Origin of the sequence: Luteibacter sp. 9133 (assembly GCF_000800155.1) — a bacterium.
Classification (GTDB): Bacteria; Pseudomonadota; Gammaproteobacteria; order Xanthomonadales; family Rhodanobacteraceae; genus Luteibacter; species Luteibacter mycovicinus.
This window is the reverse complement of sequence record NZ_JUHO01000001.1, coordinates 2,748,552-2,763,304: the sequence shown is the minus strand read 5'-3', so window position 1 is coordinate 2,763,304 and position 14,753 is coordinate 2,748,552. Positions and strand designations below refer to the sequence as shown.

General features: G+C 63.6%; 13 protein-coding genes and 3 tRNA genes. 11 read left to right on the top strand and 5 right to left on the bottom strand.

All coding sequences use genetic code 11. From position 1 onward, the window contains the following. Positions 1-155 precede the first annotated feature (155 nt). The 6 genes from lon to fabV all read left to right on the top strand — a co-directional run bounded on the left by lon (position 156) and on the right by fabV (position 6,779). The gene (gene lon, locus FA87_RS11915) at positions 156-2,666 is read left to right on the top strand and encodes an endopeptidase La (protein WP_043694768.1); all 2,511 of its coding nucleotides are present in this window, start codon (positions 156-158) and stop codon (positions 2,664-2,666) included. A gap of 311 nt (positions 2,667-2,977) precedes the next feature. Further along, positions 2,978-3,250 carry an HU family DNA-binding protein gene (locus tag FA87_RS11910; RefSeq protein WP_036112061.1) on the top strand — a complete coding sequence of 91 codons (273 nt, stop codon included), beginning with the start codon at positions 2,978-2,980 and terminating at the stop codon, positions 3,248-3,250. Positions 3,251-3,268: 18 nt separating this feature from the next. Next, positions 3,269-3,343, top strand: a tRNA-Val gene (locus tag FA87_RS11905). A 9-nt stretch (positions 3,344-3,352) separates the two neighbouring features. After that, positions 3,353-3,429 (top strand) — tRNA-Asp (locus FA87_RS11900). A gap of 86 nt (positions 3,430-3,515) precedes the next feature. Continuing rightward, positions 3,516-5,426 carry a SurA N-terminal domain-containing protein gene (locus FA87_RS11895; protein ID WP_043698047.1) on the top strand — a complete coding sequence of 637 codons (1,911 nt, stop codon included), beginning with the start codon at positions 3,516-3,518 and terminating at the stop codon, positions 5,424-5,426. A 147-nt stretch (positions 5,427-5,573) separates the two neighbouring features. Continuing rightward, positions 5,574-6,779, top strand: a complete 1,206-nt coding sequence (gene fabV, locus FA87_RS11890) for an enoyl-ACP reductase FabV (protein ID WP_036112063.1) — start codon at positions 5,574-5,576, stop codon at positions 6,777-6,779. Positions 6,780-6,833: 54 nt separating this feature from the next. Here the strand turns inward: fabV and FA87_RS11885 are convergent, their stop codons facing one another. Together FA87_RS11885 and gloB are read right to left on the bottom strand one after the other, a co-directional pair. Further along, positions 6,834-8,120 (bottom strand): transglycosylase SLT domain-containing protein, encoded by a 1,287-nt coding sequence (locus FA87_RS11885; RefSeq protein WP_081996584.1) that lies wholly within the window; start codon positions 8,118-8,120, stop codon positions 6,834-6,836. Between the two features lie 2 nt (positions 8,121-8,122). Beyond that, complete coding sequence (gene gloB / locus FA87_RS11880; RefSeq protein WP_043694766.1) at positions 8,123-8,884, bottom strand: hydroxyacylglutathione hydrolase; 762 nt, start codon at positions 8,882-8,884, stop codon at positions 8,123-8,125. Positions 8,885-9,025: 141 nt separating this feature from the next. Here gloB and FA87_RS11875 point away from each other — a divergent pair, with 141 nt between their 5' ends. From FA87_RS11875 to dnaQ, 3 genes are read left to right on the top strand one after another with little or no spacing between them, the layout of a single operon-like run. Beyond that, positions 9,026-9,718, top strand: coding sequence for a methyltransferase domain-containing protein (locus FA87_RS11875; RefSeq protein ID WP_036112069.1), 693 nt, complete (start codon positions 9,026-9,028; stop codon positions 9,716-9,718). A gap of 26 nt (positions 9,719-9,744) precedes the next feature. Continuing rightward, positions 9,745-10,194, top strand: a complete 450-nt coding sequence (gene rnhA, locus FA87_RS11870; RefSeq protein WP_090352504.1) for a ribonuclease HI — start codon at positions 9,745-9,747, stop codon at positions 10,192-10,194. Beyond that, positions 10,191-10,913: a DNA polymerase III subunit epsilon gene (gene dnaQ, locus FA87_RS11865; protein WP_036112072.1), complete on the top strand. Its 723-nt coding sequence runs from the start codon at positions 10,191-10,193 to the stop codon at positions 10,911-10,913. The genes rnhA and dnaQ overlap by 4 nt, the downstream gene beginning before the upstream one ends. Before the next feature lie 84 nt (positions 10,914-10,997). Here the strand turns inward: dnaQ and FA87_RS11860 are convergent, their stop codons facing one another. Continuing rightward, the gene (locus FA87_RS11860) at positions 10,998-11,705 is read right to left on the bottom strand and encodes a protein phosphatase 2C domain-containing protein (protein WP_043694761.1); all 708 of its coding nucleotides are present in this window, start codon (positions 11,703-11,705) and stop codon (positions 10,998-11,000) included. A 146-nt stretch (positions 11,706-11,851) separates the two neighbouring features. Between FA87_RS11860 and FA87_RS11855 the strand changes: the two genes are divergently transcribed. Together FA87_RS11855 and imm40 are read left to right on the top strand one after the other, a co-directional pair. Beyond that, a tRNA-Ser gene (locus FA87_RS11855) sits at positions 11,852-11,941 on the top strand. 248 nt (positions 11,942-12,189) lie between these two features. Then, entirely contained in the window at positions 12,190-12,483 is a 294-nt protein-coding gene (imm40, locus tag FA87_RS11850; protein ID WP_043694758.1) for an Imm40 family immunity protein, read from the top strand. Positions 12,484-12,559: 76 nt separating this feature from the next. Here the strand turns inward: imm40 and FA87_RS11845 are convergent, their stop codons facing one another. Next, positions 12,560-13,189: a TetR/AcrR family transcriptional regulator gene (locus FA87_RS11845; protein ID WP_043694755.1), complete on the bottom strand. Its 630-nt coding sequence runs from the start codon at positions 13,187-13,189 to the stop codon at positions 12,560-12,562. After that, positions 13,186-14,724, bottom strand: a complete 1,539-nt coding sequence (locus FA87_RS11840) for an FAD-dependent oxidoreductase (protein ID WP_043694752.1) — start codon at positions 14,722-14,724, stop codon at positions 13,186-13,188. Before FA87_RS11840 ends, FA87_RS11845 begins: the two co-directional genes overlap by 4 nt. Between the last annotated feature and the right edge of the window lie 29 nt (positions 14,725-14,753).

The following is a 14,753-nucleotide window of genomic DNA, read 5'->3' as shown; positions in this document are numbered from 1 at the left end:
TATACCGACGGCCCCGGCGTCACTGACGCCGGGGCCGTTTTTCTTTCGGCGTGCCGCTCTTGATCGGTCCTTCGCGAACCACCACTTGACGTGTATGGCGGCTCCGGCGCAGTGTCGGGGCGAGCCCAAAAAACTCTGAGGGAAACCCTAAGCACATGGCGAAGAATCGCAACCAGACCACGAGCGGATCCGAGCTGGACCTATTGCCGGTCCTGCCCTTGCGTGACGTTGTCGTCTACCCGCACATGGTCATCCCGCTCTTCGTGGGACGCGACAAATCGATGCGTGCGCTCGAGCGGGCAATGGAAGGCGAGCGGCAGATCCTGCTCGTCGCCCAGAAGAGCCCCGACATCGACGATCCCTCGATCGGCGACCTGCATCAGGTCGGTACGCTCGCGGGCGTCCTGCAGCTGCTGAAGCTCCCCGACGGCACCGTGAAGGTGCTGGTCGAAGGGCAGTCGCGCGTGCAGATCGACGCCTTCGAGGACGAGGCCGGGATGATGAGCGGCCGCGCCCGCGTCATCGAGCCGATCTACAGCAAGAACGAGCGCGAGCTCGACGTCGTGTCGCGCTCGCTGGTCTCGCTGTTCGAACAGCTGGTCAAACAGAGCCGCAAGCTGCCGCCGGAGATTCTGGCGACGCTCTCGGGCATCGACGATCCGTCGCGTCTGGCCGACTCCATCGCCGCGCATCTTTCCGTGCGCATGGCGGACAAGCAGCGTGTGCTCGAAACGTCCGATGTCGGTGAGCGTCTCGAACTCCTCATCGGCCTCGTCGATGGTGAGATGGACTTGCAGCAGGTCGAAAAGCGCATCCGCGGTCGCGTCAAGTCGCAGATGGAAAAGAGCCAGCGCGAGTACTACCTCAACGAACAGATGAAGGCCATCCAGAAGGAACTGGGTGAAGGCGACGAGGGCGTCAACGAAATCGAAGAGCTGCAGAAGAAGATCGACGCGGCGGGCATGCCCAAGGCCGTGCTCGCGAAAGCGCGCCAGGAATTCAACAAGCTCAAACAGATGTCGCCGATGTCGGCCGAGGCCACCGTGGTGCGCAACTACCTCGACTGGGTGGTGGGCGTGCCGTGGAAGAAGCGCAGCAAGGTCCTCAAGGATCTGGCGCTCGCGCAGGAAACGCTCGACGCCGATCACTTCGGTCTGGAGAAGGTCAAGGACCGCATCCTCGAGTATCTCGCGGTGCAGCAGCGCGTGAACACGATGAAGGGCCCGATTCTCTGCCTCGTCGGTCCGCCCGGCGTCGGCAAGACCTCGCTCGGCCAGTCCATCGCCAAGGCGACGAACCGCAAGTTCGTGCGCATGAGCCTGGGTGGCGTTCGCGACGAAGCCGAGATTCGCGGCCATCGTCGTACGTACATCGGTTCGATGCCGGGGCGCATCGTGCAGAACCTCAACAAGGTCGGCACGAAGAATCCGCTGTTCGTCCTCGACGAAATCGACAAGATGTCGATGGACTTCCGCGGCGATCCGTCGTCGGCGTTGCTCGAAGTGCTCGATCCGGAGCAGAACAGCGCGTTCAACGATCACTACCTCGAAGTCGATCTCGACCTCTCGGAAGTCATGTGGATCGCGACCGCGAACTCGCTGAATATCCCGGGTCCGCTGCTCGATCGTATGGAGGTGATCCGTATTCCCGGTTACACCGAAGACGAGAAGCTCAACATCGCGCAGAAGTACCTGCTGCCGAAGCAGCTGAAGGCGAACGGCCTGAAGTCCGAGGAGCTGGGTATCGATGAAAGCGCACTGCGCGGCATCGTGCGTTACTACACGCGCGAGTCGGGCGTGCGTAATCTGGAGAGAGAGATCTCCAAGATCTGCCGCAAGGTGGTGAAGGAAATCGCGCTGGGTACGGTCCCGGCCAAGGCGAAGGCCAAGGTGCAGAAGGCGGCCGGCAAGGCGGCGAAGGGTAAGGCGCTCGCGCCGGATCTGGTCTGCGTCGATGCAGAAAACCTCGACCATTACCTCGGTGTGCGTCGCTTCGACTTCGGTCGCGCCGAACAGCAGAACGAAGTCGGTCTGGTCACGGGTCTGGCCTGGACGCAGGTAGGCGGCGACCTGCTCAGCATCGAAGCATCCGTGGTGCCGGGTAAGGGCCGTCTGGTCCATACCGGTCAGCTCGGTGACGTGATGAAGGAATCGATCCAGGCCGCGCTCAGCGTCGTGCGCGCACGCGTCGCGGGTCTCGGCATCGAACCCGACTTCCACGAGAAGCTCGACATCCACATCCACGTTCCCGAAGGCGCGACGCCCAAGGACGGTCCGAGTGCGGGTATCGCCATGGCCACGTCGCTCGTATCGGCGCTGACCAAGGTGCCTGTGCGCTCCGAAGTGGCGATGACCGGTGAGATCACGCTGCGCGGTCGCGTGCTGCCCATCGGTGGACTCAAGGAGAAACTGCTTGCGGCGCATCGCGGCGGTATCACCACGGTGATCATTCCGGACGAGAACAAGAAAGATCTTGTCGACCTGCCGGAAAACATCACGAGCTCGCTGGACATTCACGCCGTCAAGTGGATCGACGAAGTGCTCGATCTCGCACTCGAGCGTCCGATCGGGCCCAGCAAGAAGGGCGCGGGCGAGGCCGGTGTCGACGTGGCGCCCGCGCCGGGTCGCAAGGGTAAGGGCAAGGGTTCGCCGTCGCTTACTCACTGATCGCCGGAGTGTTTCATCGCGTACGAAAAGGGGGCGCGGGTCACCGTGCTCCCTTTTCGTTTTCGTCGTCCTGTCACGATCGCTTCGCGATAATCTTTTTTATGCATACCCGCTGAAAGCGTTGGTATTGCTCGTATTGCGGTAGGGGTAGGGCACTGGTATAAAGTCCGCTCCGCCATCGCCCGCGCCGCAAGGGCGCCCTGGATCGCGGGGTTGCTGAGTCATGCCACATGGTGAGATTCGTAACCTGACGTCTTCTCGCCAAGGATCGCCGTCCGGCGATTCGAATTACCTTTGAAGGGAGTTACGTAATGAATAAAACCGACCTGATCGCCGCCATTGCTGAAAAGGCTGAACTGTCGAAGGCCGACGCCGGCAAGGCGCTCGAAGGCCTGATCGAAGCGGTAAAGGACACCCTCAAGAAGGGTGAAGACGTTGCCCTCGTCGGCTTCGGCACCTTCAAGCTGCGCAGCCGCGCCGCTCGCACGGGCCGCAACCCGCGCACGAACGAAGAGATCAAGATCCCGGCGTCGAAGGTCCCGGCCTTCACCGCTGGCAAGGCGCTCAAGGATCACGTAAACTAAGCAGTCTTCCCCGTAAGGGGGTGCTTAGCTCAGCGGTAGAGCGTCGCCTTTACACGGCGCTGGTCGGGGGTTCGATCCCCTCAGCACCCACCAACGGGAAGTGGAGTGGTAGTTCAGTCGGTTAGAATGCTGGCCTGTCACGCCGGAGGTCGCGGGTTCGAGTCCCGTCCACTCCGCCATTGTCCGCAAAGGCGCCCGCGTGGCGCCTTTGCTTTATCTATCCGCCGGTGAGGACTTTTCCGGCGTAAACCTTGCGAGTCGCATCATGCTGCAAGCCCTCCGTAACAAGATCCATGGCTGGCCCGCCGCCATCGTCCTCGGTGTCTGCGTCTTCGCCGTCGCGTTCTTCGGTATCGAGTCGTACTTCGTCTCGCGCGTCGATACGTACGTCGCGAAGGTCGGTGACCACGAGATCTCGCAGCAGGAGTGGCAGGACCGCCTCAATGGTCTTCGCCAGCAGGCCGCACAGGATCCGAACTCGCCGTTCACCGCAGCGGATCTCGAGAAGCCCGAGCTCAAGCAGAAGGTGCTCGACGGCATGATCAGTCAGGCGCTGCTGCAGCAGTCCAACACCGATCTCGGTCTGACGGTCTCCGACGCCGCCGTGCGCACCACCATCGCCACCGATCCCGGCTTTCAGGTCAACGGGCAGTTCAGTCCCGAAGCCTATCGCGCGATCCTCTCCATGCAGGGCATGAGCCCCGCCATGTACGAGACCAAGGTCCGTACGTCGCTCGCCACGCAGATGATCCCGGAAGCGATTTCGGCAACCACGATCGTCAGCGAAGCCGACGTCGACAACTTCTTCCGTCTGCACGGCCAGCAGCGCGATCTGCGCTACGCCGTACTGCCGCGTCCTTCCCTGACCGACGCCACCGTCGCGGATGCGGACATCGACGCGTTCTACAAGTCGCACATCGCCGACTACACCACGCCCGAGCAGGTCTCGGTGCAGTACATCGAAGTGAAGCAGGCCGACCTCAAGATCGGCGAGCCGACCGACGAGCAGCTTCACGAGCAGTACGACAAGAACAAGCAGCGTTACGCGCAGCCGGAGCAGCGCGAAGCGTCGCACATTCTCATCGACGTCCCGAAGAACGCCACGCCCGAGCAGCAGAAGGCCGCGCTCGACAAGGCGAAGAAGATCGCCGCCGAAGCCACCCCGGAAAACTTCGCCAGGCTTGCCGCAGAGAACTCGGACGATCTGGGCTCGAAGCGCACCGGTGGCGATCTGGGCTGGCTGGAAAAGGGCGTCGCCAACGCGGCGTTCGATACCGCCCTGTTCGGCCTGAAGAAGGGCGAGATCACCAAAGAGCCGATTCTCTCACCGGAAGAGGGCTATCACATCATCTGGGTGCGCGATGCGCGCGAGGGTGATGCCAAGCCGTTCGCCGAGGTTCGCGGGCAGCTGGCCGGCGACTGGGCCAAGAGCGAAGGCGAGCGCCTCTACAATGAGCGCGCGGGTAAGCTGGCCGATCTGGCTGAGCGCAACCCGGGTTCGCTCGAGCCGGCCGCGAAGGAACTCGGCGTCGAGATCAAGACGACCCCGATGTTCGGTCGCCAGGGTGGTGAAGGCGTCGCCGCGGACCCGAAGTTCGTCACGGCCGCCTTCGGCGACGACGTGGTGAACCAGGGCAACAACTCCTCGCTGGTACAGGTGCAGCAGGGCGATGCGGTCGTCATGCATCTGGACAAGCATGCGGCAGCGGCGCCCAGGGCGCTGGCCGACGTGACCGATGCGGTGCGTCAGCGCATCCTCGACGAGCGCGTCGATGCCGCCGCGAAGAAGCAGGCCGATGACCTCGCCGCGCAGCTGAGCAAGGGTGGCGATGCCTCCAGCCTCGTGAAGGCACCGGTGCAGACCCTGACCGGGCTGGAGCGCAGCAAGCTCGCGACGATCAAGGACGCGCCGCCGGCCGTTCTGCAACAGGCGTTTTCGCTGCCGCATCCGGTCGATGGCAAGAGCGCCTGGAGCAGCGTGGCGACCGGTAACGGCACCTACGCGCTCGTAGCGGTCGACAAGGTCACCGATGGCGACCCGTCCAAGGTCGAGAAGGCACAGCGCGTCGCGCTGCGCGGTCAGATGATGGACGCGATGGCTCAGGCCGCCACGATCGAATACATCGACGCCCTGAAGGCGAAGGGCGAGATCAAGGTCGCCACCGACCGGATGTAACGCTTACGGCTATCCCAAGGAAGGCCTCTCTCCGGAGAGGCCTTTTTTTTTGTTTCTCGCCGACCGGGCTGGCTGCCGTCCATGCGGAAGCGCATGGTGGGTCGCCCGATTTACAATGGGCGCCTTATCGCGTCAAAGGGACAACCCGTGATCATTCAACCCAAGGTTCGTGGCTTCATCTGCACTACCGCCCACCCGGTCGGCTGTGCGAAGAATGTGGAAGAGCAAATCGCCATCACCAGGGCCAGCGGCGCGTTCGCCGACGGCCCGAAGCGTGTGCTGGTCATCGGTGCTTCCACCGGTTATGGCCTGGCCTCGCGGATCACCGCGGCCTTCGGTCATGGCGCCGCCACGCTGGGTGTGTTTTTCGAAAAGCCGTCGAGCGACACCAAGACCGGCACCGCCGGCTGGTACAACTCGGCCGCGTTCGACAAGCTCGCCGCCGATGCAGGCCTTTACAGCCGCTCGGTCAACGGTGACGCCTTCGCTGACGAAACCCGCGCGAAGGTCATCGAGCTGATCCGGGCCGAGATGGGCGGCACCGTCGACCTTGTCGTCTATTCGCTCGCGTCGCCCGTGCGCAAGCTGCCGAAGACCGGTGAAGTGGTGCGCTCCGCGTTGAAGACCATCGGCGAGACGTTCACCGCCTCGTCAGTGGATACCAATAAGGACGCCGTGATCCAGGCATCCGTCGAGCCCGCCACCGAGCAGGAGATCAAGGACACGGTCACGGTCATGGGTGGCGAGGACTGGGCGCTCTGGATCGATGCACTGAGCGAAGCCGGCGTGCTCGCCGACAACGCCACCACGGTGGCATACAGCTATGTGGGCACCGAGATCACCTGGCCGATCTACTGGCACGGCACGCTGGGTCAGGCCAAGCAGCATCTCGATCGCACGGCGAAGGAGCTCGGCACGCGCTATGCGTCGAAGGGGCTGCGTTCGTACGTCGGTGTGATGAAGTCGGTGGTAACGCAGGCGAGTTCGGCAATTCCGGTGATTCCGCTCTACGTGTCGATGGTCTTCAAGATCATGAAGGCGAAGGGCATTCACGAAGGCACGATCGAACAGATCAACCGTTTGTTTCACGACCGTCTGTACCGCGCGGATGGTCAGGCGGCGGAGACGGATGCCGAGGGTCGTCTGCGTCTGGACGACTGGGAACTGCGCGATGACGTGCAGACCGAGTGCAAGGCGCTCTGGCCGAACGTCACGACCGAGAATCTGCGTGAGGTGACCGACTATGCCGGTTACAAGCACGACTTCATCAAGCTGTTCGGCTTCGAGGTGAAGGGTGTCGATTACGACGCCGAGACCCATCCGGACGTGCAGTGGGATGTCGTGCAGCTTTGAGGTCTGGCCGGGACCTCGGGCTTGTCTGAGTCCGAGGTCCGCTCTCCGTCCGGTTTATTTGGAAGCCGTAAGCCGCAACACCTGGCCCGGCTTCACGGCCTGCGTCTGCAGCCCGTTCCACTTCATCAGCTGGTCGACGCTCACCTGATGACGGCGCGCGATCGTCCAGAGCGACTCGCCGTTATCCACTTTGTGGATCACGACATCGTTCTTTGCGGATGCATCGGACGGTGCCTTCGTCTTCGTGTTCTTCGAAGCCTTCGCCGTAGCCGTTTTCGACACTTTCGCCGCCGCCTTGCCCTTGCGTGAGCTTTTCGCCGGCGCATCCGCCGCAGCCACGTCCGCGTCATCCGCTGTCGGGTCCGGCACATCGGCCACCGGATCCACCGGGCCTAGCTTGTACTGATCCGCCGCCGATTTCGGCAGCAGCAGCGACGACGACACCGTAGCCTTCGTCGTGCGGAACGCCGGATTGAAGTCGCGCAGATCGCCCATCGACAGCCCGGACTGCTTCGCCGCCTGCGCGAGGGATTGCGGGTTCGATACCTGGACGACCTGCAAGCTGTCCTGGTTGTCCTGCCTGGGCAACTGCACGTTGAAGCGCGCCGGGTCACGCACGATGCACGCGATCGCCATCAGCTTGACCAGATGCTCGCGCGTGTTCGCCTTCATCGGGACGTCGGGGATACCGTCGTCATCGCTCGGGCCGCCGTGCTTGTCGATGGTCTTCTTCAGACCGAACTCGCCGGCGTTGTAAGCGACATCCACGAGACGCCAGTCGCCCAGGTCGTCGTAGTAGCGGCGCATCATCGACATCACCGACTCGGTGGACTTGGTGATGTCCAGTCGCTCGTCGTAATTCTTGTCCACGCGCAGGCCCAGCGTATGCGCCGTCTGCGGCATGATCTGCCACATGCCAGCCGGGCGGTTCTTCGCGCCGGGCACGTGGCGATACTGGCTCTCGACCCAGGGCAGCAGCGCGAACTCGCCGGCCACGCTGTGCTGCATCGCCGACTTGTGTGCGTATACGATCAGCGGCAGCACTTCGTTGACCTGCTGCTCGAAGCGGTTGGGCATTTTCGTATACGTGCGAGCCCAGGCCATCACCTGCGGGTCCGCTTCACAGCCGGGCATGGCGAAGCTGTCGCGCATGCTGCCCCAGAAGTCCGCGGGCGGGGCGGGGCGCATCAGCTTCGGCGACATCGTCACGTCATTCACCGGCGCCGTCTGCGGTGCCGCCGCCAGTGGCGTGGTCGGCACACGCGGCGTCATGGTCGATGCGCATGCCGTGAGAAACAAGGGCATGAGCGAAGGTAACAGGCGCCGGCGTAGGGAATTCATGCTCAGAAGCTGTCCTTGGCACGTCTCAGAGCGGCGAACCGCTCTATCCGTGTGTCGTGGGCCCCACCTTGCGCTTCGGACCAGCGGGCGACGGCCTCGCTGTCCACGCGCAGGAAGGGATTGGTGGCGTACTCGTCGGCGAGGCGGCTCGGCACACTCGGCCGGCCTTCCTCGCGCAGGCGCGCTACCTCGTCACGACGGAGGCGCAAGGGTGTGTTGTCCGGTTCCACCGTGAGGGCGAAACGGATATTGGACGCGGTGTACTCATGCGCGCAGCAGACCAGGGTCTCCGGCGGCAGATCGGCGAACTTGTCCAGCGACGCGAGCATCTGCTCCGGCGTGCCTTCGAACAGCCGGCCGCAGCCGACGCTGAAGAGGGTGTCGCCACAGAACAGAAAGCCCTCACCGAAGTACGCCACGTGCGAGCTGGTGTGCCCCGGCACGGCGATGACCTTGAAGGTCGCCTTCGGCGCATCCAAAGTGATGGTGTCGCCGTCTTCCACGAAGTGGTTCTTCGGCTGGATGCGGGGATCCGCCGTGGCGTACACCTCCACGTCGTGATTGCGCACGAGGTCCGATACGCCGCCGATGTGATCGTTATGGTGGTGGGTCAGCAGGATGGCCGTCAGCGTCCAGCCTCGCTCTTTCAGCGCGGCTTCGACGGGGGCGGCTTCACCGGGATCCACGACGAAGGCATTGCCCTCGTCATCGGCGACCAGCCAGATGTAGTTGTCGCTCAGAGCCGCGACGGGAACCCAATGCATCGGGCGAACTCCCAGAAAATGGCCGCCCGGGCGATGGACTGTCGGGCGGGGAGGCCGGAATATATCAGCCGGGTATATCCTGCTCGTTAGCCATTTGTTAACCGGTGCGAGCCTCGAACAACCCCACTACACTCGATACCCATGGCTCCATTCGCCCCCGACATCTACGCGACGCCGCAGGTCCGCAAGCTGCTGGCCGACGAAGCGCGCGTGCTGGCGCCCCTGCTGGCGCGCTGCACGGGCGACCACGGGCTGCACCTGACGACCTCGGCGAAGGCCGAGCCGCCCGCGATCCCCCTGCTGGGCCACTGGGCGACCGTGCGGGTCGCCGGGGCGGAACTGGGTGGGGACATCCGCGCGAGCGGCCTGGAGGCCCTCCCGTTCGCCGACGAGGCATTCGGGGTGGTGCTGCTGCGCCATGCCCTCGAGACCACCGCCCGGCAGGACAACCTGCTCGACGAAGCGATCCGCGTCCTCGCCCCGGGCGGCATGCTGGCGATCACCGGCATCCATCCGCTGGGACTGTGGTCGCCATGGGTGGCCCGGCAGAGCCGCGGCCCCAGGCCGCGCCTCACCTGGCCGTGGTGGTGGAGCCAGCGTCTGGTACGCGACGAGTTCGAGCTGTCGATGCCACGCCGCCTCGGCAGCGCCTGGCCACGTGCTGGCGGCGCCCCCGCGCACGGCTCGTTCGTCGGCGGCGGATATTTCCTGGTGGCGCGCAAAAAGCGGCCGTCGGCTGTACCCTTGCGCCCCCGCATGGCGGCGGTGCCCGCACCGATGCCTGGCACGCTCGCCTCCGGCGCGCGTCGCAACGCCCGTGAATCCATAAGCTGAGTTCCATGACCGATACCGTGACCGACATCGACAGAGTTGAAGCCTTCACCGATGGCGCCTGCCTGGGTAATCCCGGCCCGGGTGGCTGGGCCGCGCTGCTGCGCGCCAAGGGCATCGAGAAGATGCTTTCCGGCGGCGAGCGCGACACCACCAACAACCGCATGGAAATGATGGGCGCGATCGCCGCGTTCGAAGCGCTGACCCGTCGTTGCAACGTGCACCTGATGACGGACTCCAAGTACGTCATGCAGGGCGTACAGGAGTGGGTGCCGAAGTGGCGCCGCAACGGCTGGAAAACCGCCGACAAGAAGCCGGTGAAAAACCAGGATCTCTGGATTCGTCTGGACGCCGCCGCCGCCGCGCACAACGTCACCTGGGAATGGGTGAAGGGGCATAACGGCCATGTGGAAAACGAGCGCGTCGACGTCGCCGCCCGCGATCAGGCCATTCTCTACAAGGAAGGGAAGGTCGCATGAGGCAGGTCGTTCTCGATACGGAAACCACCGGCCTCGAAGCCCACCTCGGTCACCGCCTGGTGGAAATCGGTGCGGTCGAGATGATCGGCCGCCGCCCGACCGGTCGCAACTTCCATACGTATCTCAACCCTGAGCGGAAGATCGACGAAGAGGCGAGCAAGGTCACGGGCATCAAGGACGAAGATCTCGTCGACCAGCCGCTCTTCCGCGACAAGGTGGACGAGTTTTTGGAATTCATCCGCGGCGCGGAACTGATCATCCACAACGCGGTGTTCGACGTCGGATTCATCGACGCGGAGCTGAAGCGCCTCGGGCCGAATTACGGCAGCACCACTGACTACGCCAGTGTGCTCGATACGCTGACCATGGCGCGCACCATGTACCCGGGCCAGCGCAACAGCCTCGATGCGCTGTGTAAGCGCCTCGGCGTCGACAACTCGCGCCGCGATGTCCACGGCGGCCTGCTCGATGCCCAGCTGCTCGCCGACGTCTACGTCGCGATGACCTCCGGCCAGGTCGTGCTCGATCTCGCCTTCGACGCTTCCGCCGATCACGGCCGCACCAACGTCCTCGGCGACATCGTGATCACCCGTCGCCCGGTCGTCCGCCGCGCCACCGCCGAAGAACTCGAGCTGCACACCAGCCGCCTCGACGCCCTCGACAAAGCCGCCGGCGGCCAAAGCGTCTGGCGCAAACTAGAGTCCGAAACGATCCACTAAACAGTCAAGCCACGTCAGGCGCGCTGGGTAGGAGCGCGCCCCGCGCGCGACAAACCCGCCCCCTCAGCGCCCAAGGTGCGAGCTCTACCCGGCAGCCCGCAACAAAATAGCCGTCACATTGTCCCGCCCCGTCCCACCCAGCGCCTCGAGAATCAGGTGATCCACCGCCTCCTGAGCCGCGATATCCGTCCGCCCGACGATCCCTCCGATCCGCGCGTCGACGACTTCGTCAGTCAGGCCGTCGGTACACAGCAGCAACCGCGCCCCCGACGAAAGCTCGCCGCGAGCCAGTCCGATATGCAACTGCTCCGGCGCCGTAATTCCCAGCGCCTGCGTCAGCACGCTGCGCTGCGGATGTGTCCGCGCCTGCGCCTCGGTCAGCTCGCCCGCCTCGACCAGCGCTTCGACGATGGAATGGTCATGCGAGAGGCGCTCCAGCGAGCCGTGCTGCCAGCGATAGATCCGGCTGTCGCCGACCCAGGCGGCCTCATAGGACCGCCCGACGATCCTGATCGCGGCGATGGTCGTCCCCATCGGCCGCGACTCCGACAGCCCGCTGGAGCGAGCGATCAGCGCCTCATTCACCCGCTGGATCGCGTCGACCAGCGACTGACCGGCCGTCACCTGAGCGACCACGCCATCGCGCGCCGTGGCCGACGCCACCTCGCCATGCTGATGACCGCCCATGCCATCCACGACCAGGAACAACCCCAGGCCGGCATCGGCGTAATAGGTGTCCTCGTTGCGCGTGCGGCGCAGTCCCGTGTGGGTGCCGTGTCCAAACTCGATCATGTGGGCCTTGGGAAAGCGGAGGAGGGGGCCTTGGGGGCCCAGGTTTCTCAGGCAGGATGCCGCATGAAAAGGCTGTTGTCACGGCGGGGAAGAGCCACTATCATTGCGGGCCCGGCAGAGCGAAAGCCCTGCCGTCGACCGTTCACGGAGAGGTGGCAGAGTGGTCGAATGTACCTGACTCGAAATCAGGCGTACGTGTAAGCGTACCGAGGGTTCGAATCCCTCCCTCTCCGCCAGTAAAGTAAGTCGTTGAACGCCCAGGACCCTCGTGGTTACTGGGCGTTTTTCGTTAGGGCACTGGGGTAGGTCAGAAGCCATGCGTCTACCCACCATCTGCTCCATCATAAGAACAACAGTTACAACGGCATCTTTCAGTTCATCAAGGGCGATCAGAACGAGACAACCATCGCCTTTTCATTCCGGATAACCCGCAATGAGTCTTCCATCACCGTTTCTTAATTGGGTTAGGCACCGCGGCGTTTCCATGATGGACGCGTTCGGCACGGAGGACGTCGCTCTCGATGCCGAGGACGCCATCGAAGCAGCGCAGTTGCTCGCCGACACCGGGGTAGCGGTCCTGGGCGGAGATGTATTCTTTCGGACGGCGCAAGGCTTCGAGCTGGCCTACGCCAACTGGTGCAGCAATCCAAGACCCGGCGAGAATGCGGCCGCCTACGCGGCTCGGTCCATCCAGGAAACCTGTGACTATATCCGAGACTTTCCGATACGTCCCGACCGGACAGCGATCTTCGCTCTAGTCGTTTCCGAGGTCTTTTAAGGCTGCCTTGGCTACGTCGATGAAGACGTCGACGGGCATGATCTCGCTGGGTTCGGATCCGATTCGGCCGACGGATTCACGTCCGCCCTTGACCCATACCGTGCCTCAGCAAGTCAGCGTGCTGAGCGGCCAGCGCGTTGAGATCGGGGGCTAAGGGACTGTCCGGAAACGTATCCCTGAACAGGACGCCGAGCAGCATCGGGCCCATGATGGAAAAGAGCATCAGCGCAGGATCTCCTTCCCGGATGCTTCCGGTCGACTGGCCCCGCTGGATGTTCGCCGTCAAAAACGCTGCGACCTTGCCGATGACCTCGTCATGCCAAACCGCCGCAAGGTCGGGAAACGTCCGGCCCTCGACCAGAACCATGCGCACGATACCGGGAACGCGCGGATCGCTCATCCTGGCGGCGACCTGCGAGAGGATCATTGGCAGGACGGTGTTGACGTCGTTGTCGGCGCTGCTGGACGCGTTTTCGATGGTGCTGAGGTGCTCCGTCACGAGATGCCGGGCGACCGCCCGGAAGACATCCGCTTTCGTTTCGAAATATCGGTAAATCGTCCCTTTCACCACGCCGGCGCGTCGGGCTACGTCGGCCAGCTTTGCATTGGCGTAACCCTTGGCCACGAACTCATCAATAGCGGCTTCGATGATTTCCTGTGGGCGGGCGTCTTTGCGCCGGCTCCATTTAGGTTCCTGTTCTGTCACAAATCCTGCCTGTCGGTTACTCCTGGACGATAAGAACGCGAAGCGAAGTAGGAGTCCAGCGTTTCGACCGAGCCTGTGGGGTCGGCGAGGGCAACCCAGGTGTCGGGACGGAGCAGATAGAGCGCGTCCTGCCGGAGACCCGCTTTTTCATACGCGGATGTCCAGGTGAATTCCCGTAGCACGACCCCGCGCTCGCCACACCATGCTTTGAGGTCTTCCTTCGCGGTGCCGTACACGTGCACCTGCCATCCAATCCTGGCCAATGATTCGAAATTATCGCGTCCATCGATGCTGACCCAGGGGAGGCGCTCGCCGGCGTCGACGTCTCCTGCCGTCCCCTCGCTTAGCGTGCTGTCTTTGTAGGTCAGGGCCGTCTGCGACACCATCTTGAACAGGAGTTCGCGTGCAGGGCCGACCTTGTACACAGCACTGGCAATCAACGGCACGCCGTAGCTGCGCATGATGTCGGCAAGCCCACCATCCGCCGTGATCAGGCTGAAGACTCGGTCGGTGGTCTTGACCAGCTCGCGTGCAAAGGCCTGCCGCTCGTCGGCGTACGTGTCGAGCAGCGCGTCCGGCGCCCGGCCGTGGATGACCTCGGCGAGTTTCCAGGCGAGGTTGATGGCATCGAGAATTCCGGTATTCATGCCCTGTCCACCCGCCGGGCTATGGACGTGACCCGCGTCGCCCATCAGAAACACGCGGCCTTCGCGGAAACGGTCGGCAACACGGTGATGTACGCGGTAATGAGAAAACCAGTTGACCTTCTCGACCTTGATACCGACGCTCGCGATGGCCTCTTGCCCGACATCTTCGAAGGTCAGGCTTTCCGGGTGCTGTGCGCGCTCGTCCTGAACGGTCCCAATGAGCCGCGCCTTCCCGTCATCGCTGTAGGAGAGCACCGCAACGAAGTCCGATCCGTTGAGCGCGATATGCGCCTCGCCCATGTGTTCGAGGCCTGACAACTCGACGTCGGCAACATAAAAAACCTGCCGGTACGTGCCCCCCTCGAAACCTATGCCGAGCTGTTTGCGGACGGTGGAGCTTGCCCCGTCGCAGGCTGACAGATACATGGCCGATGCCGTTTCCTCCGTACCGTCTGCGCTACGAAGACGCGCTTCGACGTGGTCTCCCTTGTCCTGAAAGTCGACCAGCTCAGTCTCCCGTTCGACGTTTACGCCGAGGGAGGCGAGCTTGGCCACCAGCGTCTTTTCGTGGAGGTCCTGGGGATAGACGAGGATGTAGGGGTAGGGGGACAGACCGCTGCCGATGTCTTGCAATGCAACCCGGGCGCGACGCTTTCCGCGCGCCCAGATATTCATGGCCCGGTTCTGGAAACCCGCGGCAACCACTTCGTCGCTGAGATCCAGCTGCCGGTAGAGCTCCAGTGTCCGGGCCTGCACGGCCATGGCCCGGGACGTGGTCCCTGGCCCGGCTGTTCGGTCGATGATTCGGACCTTCACACCCTGGGCCGTCAGCCAGAGTGCATGCGCCAGGCCAGTGGGGCCTGCACCAACGATAAGAACGTCCGACATGGCACACCTCGACCGATTAATGACTTTCA

What these genes read in the sequence shown, in the direction of transcription:
- FA87_RS11860 (WP_043694761.1), bottom strand. Translation starts at nt 11,705, where the DNA reads ATGATCGAGTTTGGACACGGCACCCACACGGGACTGCGCCGCACGCGC.
- lon (WP_043694768.1), top strand. Translation starts at nt 156, where the DNA reads ATGGCGAAGAATCGCAACCAGACCACGAGCGGATCCGAGCTGGACCTA.
- FA87_RS11910 (WP_036112061.1), top strand. Translation starts at nt 2,978, where the DNA reads ATGAATAAAACCGACCTGATCGCCGCCATTGCTGAAAAGGCTGAACTG.
- FA87_RS11840 (WP_043694752.1), bottom strand. Translation starts at nt 14,724, where the DNA reads ATGTCGGACGTTCTTATCGTTGGTGCAGGCCCCACTGGCCTGGCGCAT.
- FA87_RS11895 (WP_043698047.1), top strand. Translation starts at nt 3,516, where the DNA reads ATGCTGCAAGCCCTCCGTAACAAGATCCATGGCTGGCCCGCCGCCATC.
- imm40 (WP_043694758.1), top strand. Translation starts at nt 12,190, where the DNA reads ATGATGGACGCGTTCGGCACGGAGGACGTCGCTCTCGATGCCGAGGAC.
- gloB (WP_043694766.1), bottom strand. Translation starts at nt 8,884, where the DNA reads ATGCATTGGGTTCCCGTCGCGGCTCTGAGCGACAACTACATCTGGCTG.
- dnaQ (WP_036112072.1), top strand. Translation starts at nt 10,191, where the DNA reads ATGAGGCAGGTCGTTCTCGATACGGAAACCACCGGCCTCGAAGCCCAC.
- FA87_RS11885 (WP_081996584.1), bottom strand. Translation starts at nt 8,120, where the DNA reads ATGAATTCCCTACGCCGGCGCCTGTTACCTTCGCTCATGCCCTTGTTT.
- FA87_RS11875 (WP_036112069.1), top strand. Translation starts at nt 9,026, where the DNA reads ATGGCTCCATTCGCCCCCGACATCTACGCGACGCCGCAGGTCCGCAAG.